Origin of the sequence: Actinomadura hibisca NBRC 15177 (assembly GCF_001552635.1) — a bacterium.
GTDB classification, from domain to species: Bacteria; Actinomycetota; Actinomycetes; order Streptosporangiales; family Streptosporangiaceae; genus Spirillospora; species Spirillospora hibisca.
Genome location: NZ_BCRO01000067.1, coordinates 1 through 8,786, shown reverse-complemented (window position 1 = coordinate 8,786; position 8,786 = coordinate 1). Strand labels below are relative to the sequence as shown.

The 8,786-nt window shown below is 73.9% G+C and carries 8 protein-coding genes and 1 rRNA gene; 5 read left to right on the top strand and 4 right to left on the bottom strand.

The window, feature by feature from the left end:
• Positions 1–74 precede the first annotated feature (74 nt).
• Positions 75–191, top strand: a 5S ribosomal RNA gene (gene rrf, locus AH6_RS28425).
• 62 nt (positions 192–253) lie between these two features.
• Here the strand turns inward: rrf and AH6_RS44825 are convergent.
• Positions 254–1,654: a hypothetical protein gene (locus AH6_RS44825; protein ID WP_169807935.1), complete on the bottom strand. Its 1,401-nt coding sequence runs from the start codon at positions 1,652–1,654 to the stop codon at positions 254–256.
• Positions 1,655–1,678: 24 nt separating this feature from the next.
• On the opposite strand from AH6_RS44825, the gene AH6_RS28420 reads away from it, so the two are divergent.
• A complete protein-coding gene (locus AH6_RS28420) occupies positions 1,679–2,653 on the top strand; it encodes a tetratricopeptide repeat protein (RefSeq protein ID WP_245679507.1) in 975 nt (324 codons plus the stop codon).
• A gap of 110 nt (positions 2,654–2,763) precedes the next feature.
• Complete coding sequence (locus AH6_RS28415; RefSeq protein WP_067485932.1) at positions 2,764–3,945, top strand: alkaline phosphatase PhoX; 1,182 nt, start codon at positions 2,764–2,766, stop codon at positions 3,943–3,945.
• 14 nt (positions 3,946–3,959) lie between these two features.
• On the opposite strand, the gene AH6_RS28410 is transcribed toward AH6_RS28415, so the two are convergent.
• Both AH6_RS28410 and AH6_RS28400 read right to left on the bottom strand, forming a co-directional pair.
• Positions 3,960–4,895 (bottom strand): MBL fold metallo-hydrolase, encoded by a 936-nt coding sequence (locus tag AH6_RS28410; RefSeq protein WP_067485929.1) that lies wholly within the window; start codon positions 4,893–4,895, stop codon positions 3,960–3,962.
• A 445-nt stretch (positions 4,896–5,340) separates the two neighbouring features.
• Positions 5,341–6,681: a DUF1015 family protein gene (locus AH6_RS28400; RefSeq protein WP_083983550.1), complete on the bottom strand. Its 1,341-nt coding sequence runs from the start codon at positions 6,679–6,681 to the stop codon at positions 5,341–5,343.
• Positions 6,682–6,753: 72 nt separating this feature from the next.
• Between AH6_RS28400 and AH6_RS28395 the strand changes: the two genes are divergently transcribed.
• Positions 6,754–7,188 (top strand): tetratricopeptide repeat protein, encoded by a 435-nt coding sequence (locus AH6_RS28395; RefSeq protein WP_067485926.1) that lies wholly within the window; start codon positions 6,754–6,756, stop codon positions 7,186–7,188.
• Positions 7,185–8,201 (top strand): HAD-IIA family hydrolase, encoded by a 1,017-nt coding sequence (locus AH6_RS28390; RefSeq protein ID WP_067485924.1) that lies wholly within the window; start codon positions 7,185–7,187, stop codon positions 8,199–8,201. Before AH6_RS28395 ends, AH6_RS28390 begins: the two co-directional genes overlap by 4 nt.
• Before the next feature lie 28 nt (positions 8,202–8,229).
• Here the strand turns inward: AH6_RS28390 and AH6_RS28385 are convergent, their stop codons facing one another.
• Positions 8,230–8,571: an SCP2 sterol-binding domain-containing protein gene (locus AH6_RS28385; RefSeq protein WP_067485922.1), complete on the bottom strand. Its 342-nt coding sequence runs from the start codon at positions 8,569–8,571 to the stop codon at positions 8,230–8,232.
• Between the last annotated feature and the right edge of the window lie 215 nt (positions 8,572–8,786).

Below are 8,786 nucleotides of genomic sequence, written 5' to 3'. Positions count from 1 at the left end.
TAACTCGATACCGAGCCTTGAGTCGCTCGGACGATGATCTTCCCGCACCCGTGAGGGTGTCTGGGGGTTGGTCGTTCGGTGGTTATGGCGAGGGGGAAACACCCGGTCCCATCCCGAACCCGGAAGTTAAGCCCTTCAGCGCCGATGGTACTGCACGGGAGACTGTGTGGGAGAGTAGGACACCGCCGGACTCTTTTTGGTCGAGGGTCGCCCCGATTTATCGAGGCGGCCCTCGACGCATGTCTGGGACCTGTCAAAGTAGTCTGGCAAGGGTCCACATGAACCATCGAGAACAGTGACGGACGTGATGAGCGCGGAAGAGGACGGCCGCAGCGACGACAACCGCGGGCGGCGGGAAAAGAACGGGGGGCGTGGCACGCCTCCCCGTCGTGGGGGTAACGCCCGCAGCGGGTCGGGAGGACCGGGGGGCCGCCAGGGCGGCGCCAGCGGGGCTCGTGGCGGTGCGCCTCGTACCGGCGGCGGTAACAAGGGCGGGCGGCCTGGTGGCGGCTCGCAGGGGGGTCGCTCCTTCTCCGGGAACCGTTCCGGTGGGAACTGGCGGGACCGCCAGGACGGGCCGGGCGGTGGCGGCCGGCGCGATGACCGTGGCCAGAGCGGCGGTGATCGTCCCTTCAAGCGGTTCGACGACCGGCGCGACGCCACCGGTGGGCGCCGGTCCGACGAGCGCGGCGAGTCGCGTCCGGGTGCTCCTCGTGGTCCACGCTCCGGCGGCGGCCAGGGCGAGCGTCGTTTCCAGGGACGCCCGCAGGACCGCAAGTTCCAGGGGCGTCCCCAGGGCCGTGACGACCGCGGTGACCGGGGCGGGCGTGACGAGCGTCGTCCGAACCGCTTCAACCAGGGCGAGGGCTCGTCGGGTCCGCGTCAGGGTGGCGGCGGTCGTCGTTTCGAGGGCGGTCGCGACGAGCGCCGTCCCGGCGGTTTCAATCAGGGACGTGGTTCGGACGAGCGGCGTCCTGGTGGTTACGGCCAGGGGCGCGGTTCTGACGAGCGTCGTCCCGGGGGCTTCAACCAGGGCCGTGGCTCGGATGAGCGGCGTTCTGGTGGCTATGGCCAGGGACGTGGCTCTGATGAGCGTCGCCCCGGTGGTTACGGCCAGGGACGCGGTTCTTCGGAGGAGCGTCGTCCTGGTGGGTTCAACCAGGGACGCGGCTCTGGTGACCGGCGTTCTGGTGGTTACGGCCAAGGCCGTGGTTCCGACGAGCGTCGTCCTGGGGGCTTCAACCAGGGCCGTGGCTCGGATGAGCGGCGTCCTGCGCGGTTCGATCAGGGCCAAGGCTCCGAGCAGCGTCGTGATGACCGGCGTTCCGGTGGGTTCAACCGCGAGCGCGGGTCTGACGACCGGCGTCCCAACCGGTCCGGGCAGGACCAGCGGTCCGGTGGTGGCCGTCGGTTCGAAGGCGGCGGCGGTCGTGACGACCGGCGTCCGGGCGGCTTCAACCGTGACCGTTCCGAGGGACGGCCGGGCGGGCGTGACGAGCGTCGTCCGGGACGTCCCGGGCAGGGCGGTGGCGGTGGTGGCCGCCGGTTCGAGGGCGGTCGTGACCAGGGCCGTTCCGGGCCGCCCCGTGGCGACCGTGGGCCGCGTCGCGAGCGTGACTTCGCCCAGGACCGCGAGCGTGAGGCGCCCAAGCACGACGACCCGCTGCTGCCGGACGAGGTGACGGGCGAGGAGCTCGACGCCGACGCCCGTGCCGAGTTGCGCACCCTGCCCAAGGACCTCGCGGCCCGCGTGGCGCGCCACCTCGTCATGGCGGGGCAGCTCGCCGAAGAGGACCCCGAGACCGCCTACAAGCACGCCCGCGCCGCTCGCCGTCTGGCGTCGCGCGTCGGCATCGTGCGCGAGGCGGCGGGGCTGGCCGCCTACTACGCCGGTGAGTGGGCCGAAGCTCTTCAGGAGCTGCGGGCGGCGCGCCGTCTCAGCACCAGCGACGACGCCTACCTGCCGGTGATGGCCGACTGCGAGCGCGGGCTGGGGCGTCCCGAGCGGGCGCTCGACCTCGTCAAGTCGCCCGAGGCGCGCAACCTGGACCAGATGGGCCGGGTCGAGCTCGCCATCGTGGAGTCCGGCGCGCGCCGCGACCTCGGGCAGCTCGACGCGGCCGTGGTGACGCTCCAGATCCCCGAGCTGCGGGACCGGCGGCTGCGGCCGTGGTCGGCGCGGCTGTTCTACGCCTACGCCGACGCGCTGGCCGAGGCCGAACGCGGGGAGGAGGCGTCCGACTGGTTCGCCCGTGCCGCCGCCGCCGATCGCGACGGGGAGACCGACGCGGCCGAGCGGTACGCCGAGCTCGAAGGGCTCGACATCTTCGACACCGAAGAGGAAGAGGCCGGGGACGCGGCCGAGCAGGCCGCCGAGGCTGCCGTGGCCGGGGACGTCGATGTGAGCGACGAGCCGGTCGAGGCCGACGAAGTCGACGAGGCCGAGCAGGCGGGCGACGAGGCCGCCGTTCCGGAGATCATCGCCGCGACGGAGATCCAGTTCCGGCCGGCCGAGCCGGAGGTCGTCGAGACCGCCGAACCGGCCGAGGAGGTGCCCGACACCGTCGTGTTCCTGGAGCCGTCCCAGAAGGCCGAGCAGGACGGAACCGGCAAGGACGGGACCGGGCCGGAGCAGGGGCCGTCCGCGCCGTAGCGCGGGCGCGTCCCAGGGGTTGACGCGAGGGCGCTCTTCACCGGATATTCGCAAGATCGTGCCGTTCGGGGGCCGCCGGGTTCACCCGGTGGAGATCTTGTGGAGCCGTGATGAGCGCCCTCCCCGCTTCCCCGCACCGCCGCGCGTTCCTGCGCGCCACCGCCCTGCTCGGCGGCACCGCCGCCTTCTCCGGGGCGTTGTGGCACCAGGCGTTCGCCGCCGGTCCCGCGCAGCCCGGCCCCGGTCCCTACGGGCCGCTGCTGCCCGCCGACGCCGCCGGGTTGCGGTTGCCCGCCGGGTTCACCGGGCGCGTCGTGGCGCGCTCGTTGCAGCGCGTCGAGGGCACCCGCCACACCTGGCACCCCGCGCCCGACGGCGGCGCGTGCTTCCCCGACGGGACCGGCTGGATCTACGTCAGCAACTCCGAGGTCCCGGTGGTGGGCGGGGTGTCGGCGCTGCGCTTCGACGCCTCGGGGAAGATCACCTCGGCGTACCGGACGTTGCAGGGCACCACGCTCAACTGCGCGGGCGGCGCCACCCCGTGGGGCACCTGGCTCTCGTGCGAGGAGCACGACCTCGGCCTGGTCTGGGAGACCGACCCGCGCGGGGCGAAGAGCGCCGTCGTGCGCCGCGCCATGGGGCGGTTCAAGCACGAGGCGGCGGCCTGCGACCCCGACCGCAAGGTCGTCTACCTCACCGAGGACCAGGGCGACGGCTGCTTCTACCGGTTCCGGCCCCGCACGTGGGGCGACCTGTCCGCGGGCGACCTGGAGGTCCTGGTCGGTTCGGGCACCGGTCCGGTGAGCTGGGCCCGCGTCCCCGATCCGGTGTTGTGGCTGAAGCCGACCCGCGACCAGGTGGCGGGCGCGATGCGGTTCAAGGGCGGCGAGGGCTGCTACTACGCGCGCGGCGTCTGCTACTTCACCACCAAGGGCGACAACCGCGTCTGGGCCTACGACGCGGCCGCCGAACGGCTCGACCTCGCCTATGACGACGACCTCGTAACGGGTGGCGAGCCCCCGTTGCGGGGTGTGGACAACATCACCGGCGCGGAATCGGGGGACCTGTACATCGCCGAGGACGGCGACGACATGCAGATCAACCTGATCACCCCGGACGGGGTCGTCAGCCCGTTCCTCCAGGTGGTGGGGCACGACGGGTCCGAGATCACCGGGCCCGCGTTCTCCCCGGACGGCGGCCGCCTCTACTTCTCCTCCCAGCGCGGCAAGAGCGGCTTCATCGGCGGCACCGACGGCTACACCTTCGAGGTGACCGGCCCGTTCCGCCGCTGAGCGCGCGGCGGGGGTCAGGCGTGCCGGTTCAGGGCGTGCATGATCCCCGCCACATTGCCCTCCGCCCCGTTCAGCACCTCGTACTTGGCGACGAGCTCGGGGTCGCCGTCCCGCGTCAGCGCGTACCGCGCGTCGGTGCGCTCCTTCACCATGGCCACCGCGTGATCGAGATCGAGGTCCTGGTCGCGGGCGTCGCTGACGGCGTCCACCCACACCCGCAGCTCCTCCGCGGACCGCTCCAGGGTGTCGTCCACCGCCGTGACCGGCCCGTAGTGGGCGAACAGCAGCCGCTGCGGCCCCAGGTCCCGGAACTTGCGCAGCGAGCGCAGCGCGGTCTCCAGATCGAAGTCCGGCGGCGGCGTGGCGGGCCGCACGTCGGCGGTCTCGGGGATGTAGACGCCAGCGGCGTCGCCGACGTACAGGTCGCCGGTCCGGGAGTCCAGCAGGCCGACGTGGTGCTTGGCGTGGCCGGGGGAGTGGTGGGACTCCAGCCGCCGCCCGCCGCCGAGGTCGATGACGCCGGTGTCCTCCACGGCCCGGATGCGCGCGGCCTCGGTCGGCTTCAGCTCGCCGAACAGGGTGTCGAGGCTGTCGCCGTAGACCATGCGGGCGCTGCGCATGAGCCGTTCGGGGCTCGCGAGGTGCCGCGCGCCCTTCTCGTGCACGACGACCTCGGCCCCGGGGTAGCTCTCGGCGATGTCGCCGACGCCGCCCGCGTGGTCGAGGTGGATGTGGGTGACCACCACCGTCGCGAGGTCGGCCGGGCCCACGCCCAGCTCCGCCAGTGCCCGGCGCACCACCGGCGCCGAGCCCGCGGTGCCGGGCTCCACCAGGCAGGGCCGGTCGGACAGGATCAGGTAGGCGGCCATGATGCCGGTGTATCCGGCCATGCGGGTGTCGATCTCGTAGACGTCGCCGCCCAGCGGGGTGATGGTGGTCGTGGAGTCCATGCAGGGATCATCGCCCGCGGGCGGCCGGGTTGGCCACGGTTCCGGCGGACGGAAGGTGATCAATGCCGCGATAGGGTCGCGACGTGCGGAAAGCTCCTGTTCGGGTCACGGTGTGCCGCGGCTGCTGCTGCGGCAAGCCCAAGGTGACCGGCGTCGACCACGCCGGGCAGGTCGCGCGCCTGGAGCGCGCGGCCCCGGTGCGCGTCTCGGACTGCCTGGACGTGTGCGAGCGCGCCAACGTGATCGTCGTCCAGCCCCTCGGCCGCCGGGCGCGCGGCGGGCGGGCGGCCCGTCTGGCTGGGCCTGGTCAACGACGACCCCGCCGCCGACGACATCGCCGCCTGGATCGAGGCGGGAGGCCCCGGGCTCGCCCCGCCGCCCGCGATCCTGGAGCTGTACGCCTTCACGCCGCCGCATCTGGCAGGCAAACGTTCGTCCTGACGGCTCAGCCCAGGTCGAGCAGCCGCAGCACCATTCCCGAGCGGGGCTTGGGGCCGAACGACGTCGACTTGCGCGGCACCCGCTCGCCTCCGCCCGCCACCGCCAGCACGTCGGACACCCGCATCGGGTTCAGGACGACCGCCGTGCCCCCGGTGCGGCGCGCCCGCGTCACCGCCTTCGCGGGGTCGTCGTGCACCACGCGCACGCTGTTCTCGTCCTCGGGCACGTTCCACACGTCCTGGATCAGCAGGTGGTCAAGGATCGCGGTGTCCAGCTTCCGCCAGCGTTCGGAGTGCTTCGCCGGTATCGCCTTGACCAGACGGTCCTGGTCGGGGTCGGTCAGGAGGTGGAGACGGTCGCCGCCGCCCAGTACGAACGCCGGGCCGTCCGCCGCCGCCAGCGCTGCGACGGCGTCGGACAGGTCGCCGAACTCGGTGGTCCGGAACACGCGTGCGGCACGTTCCAGAGCTTGGCCGGGCGGCAGGCCGGGCAGGACGCGGTGGATCGCGCCCAGGTGCGGCGGGTAGCGGGAGGAGTCCACCAGCAGGGCGAGGCCGCTGTCCCACGGTCCCGGCCCGAGCCCGGCGGCGTGGCGGCGGGCCTGGAGGGCGCGGTAGGTCGCGTAGCGGTGGTGGCCGTCGGCGATCAGCGCCTGGCGTCCTTCCAGGTCGGCGGCGATGCGGGCGTGCGCCGCCGGGTCCGCGACGCGCCACAGCCGGTGCGCGAGGCCGTCGTCGGCCCGGAACTCCACCAGCGGTTCGGTCGCCGCCGCCTCGTCCACGACGCGCGCCGTGTCAGCGCCGCCCTCGTGCACCAGGAAGATCGGCTCCAGGTTGGCGCGGGTGGCGTCCATCAGCGCCAGCCGGTCGCGCACCGGGCCCGGGTAGACGTTCTCGTGCGGCAGCACCACGCCGTCGGCCTCGGCGTGCAACCCCAGCGCCCCGATCAGGCCGCGCTGCCGCACCTCGCCCGTGTCGGCGTCGGCCGCCTCGTACACGTACAGGGCCGGTTCGGGGTCGGGGGCCAGCACGCCGTCGGCCAGCCAGCGGTCCAGCGTGGCGGCCGCGCCGCGGTAGCCCGCCCCCGCCGCGCGCGGCAGGATCAGCCGCACCATGTTGTGCCCGTCACCCGCGCGCAGGCGTCGCATCGCCGCGTCGTCGATCAGGTCATACGGCGGGGAGGTCACCTTGGCCAGGCTGCCGATCGCGCGCGGGTCGAAGCGCACGCCGCGGAACGGCGCGAGGGCCAGCCCGGAACTCCCCCGGGGCGCCCCCGCGCCGAAGATCTGCGCGCTGAACTCCTCCGGGCCGGGGCCGGAGGGGAGATCGTCGTCCACTATGGGCATGCTAATCCCCGATGGGGCTCCGGCCGCGCGCCGGGTACCGTCGAGACGATCGAGATCCGAGGGGAGGTCCACATGAGTGTTCAAGGGCCCGGACGGTCCGAGGATTCCCCCGGCGAGCATCCCGCCGCCCCCGAGGGCGGCGTCTACGAGTGGTACACCCGGGGTCTGGAGCTGCTGCGGACCGGCAGTCCCGCCGCCGCCGTCCAGCTGCTGGCGCGCGCCACCGAGGCCGAACCCGACTCCCGCAGCATCCGCGAGGCGCTGGCGCGGGCCCAGTTCGGGGCCCGGCTGTTCCACGAGGCGGCCGGCAACTTCCGGCGCATCGTCGAGAGCGACCCCGCCGAGGACTACGCCCTGTTCGGCCTGGGGCTGACGCTGAGCCGCCTCGGCGAGTTCGAGGCGGCGCTGGAGCCGCTGGCCCTCGCCGTGGCCATGCGCCCCGACAACAAGGACTACGCCAACGCGCTCCGGCACGCCCGGGCCACACTGGAATCGAGGAAGCCATGAAGGGCAGCGACCGGCCGCTGAGCGAGGCATACGACGTGGCCCTGCTCGACCTGGACGGGGTCGTCTACGTCGGGCAGCGGCCCGTACCGGCCGCCGCCGAGTCGCTGGCCAAGGCGCGCGCGGCCGGGCAGCGGCTCGCGTTCGTCACCAACAATGCCTCGCGCACCCCGTCGGCCGTCGCCGCGCTGCTGTGCCGGGTGGGGGTGCCCGCCGAGCCCTCGGACGTGGTGACCTCCGCGCAGGCCGCCGCGCGGCTGCTGTCGGAGCGGCTGCCCGCCGGGTCGGCGGTGCTGGTCGTGGGTGGCATGGGCCTGCGCAAGGCGCTGTACGACCGGGGCCTGCGGCCGGTCTCCACGGCCTCGGAGCGGCCCGCGGCCGTCGTGCAGGGCTACGAGCCGGGCCTGGCCTACGGGCTGATCGCCGAGGGGGCCAAGGCCGTCAGCGGCGGCGCGCTGTTCGTCGGCTCCAACGGCGACTTCACGATCCCCGGCGGCGACGGCGCGCCCCAGCCCGGCAACGGCTCGTTGCTCCAGGTCATCCGCTGCGCGACGGGCGTGGACCCCATCGTCACCGGCAAGCCCGAGCGGCCCCTGCACCACGAGTCGATCATCCGCACCGGGGCGCGGCGGCCGCTGGTGGTCGGCGACCGGCTCGACACCGACATCGAGGGCGCCAACAACGGCGAGGCCGACAGCCTGCTGGTGTTCACCGGCGTCACCGACCCGCTGACGGCGCTGACCGCCGCCCCCAAGTACCGGCCCACCTATCTCGCGCCCGACCTGACCGGCCTGCTCGTCCCGCATCCGGAGATCCGGCGCGAGACCGGCGACGGCGGGGAGCGGTACGAGTGCGCGGGCTGGACGGCGCGCTGGGACGGCGCGGAGATCGTCCTCGACGGCTCCGGCGAGCCCTACGACGGCCTGCGCGCCCTCGCCGCCGCCGCCTGGCGCACGGACGAGACCGCGCCCCGGGAGGCCGTCACCGGGGCGCTGAGCCGTCTCGGGCTGTCCTGACCGGGCGGCGCGACCGGAACCGCCGAACCTAGAGGAGTTTGCGCAGCCGCAGCAGGTCGAAGATGCTCGCCTCGATCTTCAGGCGGCCCGACGCCCACGCGCGGGCCGGGTTCAGCTCGTCGTGGGCCAGCGCCACCAGGTCGTCGCTGTCGGCGGTGAGCCGGACCTGCGCGCCCTTGGGGTCGTCGGTGCGCTCGAAGGGGTCCAGGCCGCCCGCGTGCAGGCGCGTCCGGAACGCCAGGCCCAGGTCGGGCACCCGGCAGCTGATGGTGCGTTCCACCACGTGTTCGGCGAACTTGTCGCCGTCCACCTCCGCCAGCCGCTCAGCGATCTTGTCGAGCGCGGCGCGACAGTCCTCCTCGTTCGCCATGGTCAGGCCGTTCCCCGTTCGATCGACAACGATGTCGTGTAGGGACGGTAGCGTTCTGGCAGAGGGTGAAGCGACTCCCGGCGCGCGGCCGGGGTCCACTGGGAGGTTGAACGTGATGTCCGACGAGGCCGGGGCGCCCGCCGGAGCGCCCGCCGGCGATCCCGGCGCGGGGCTCCCGGCCGGGCCCGCAGGCTTCCAGGCCGCGCCCGGCGGGC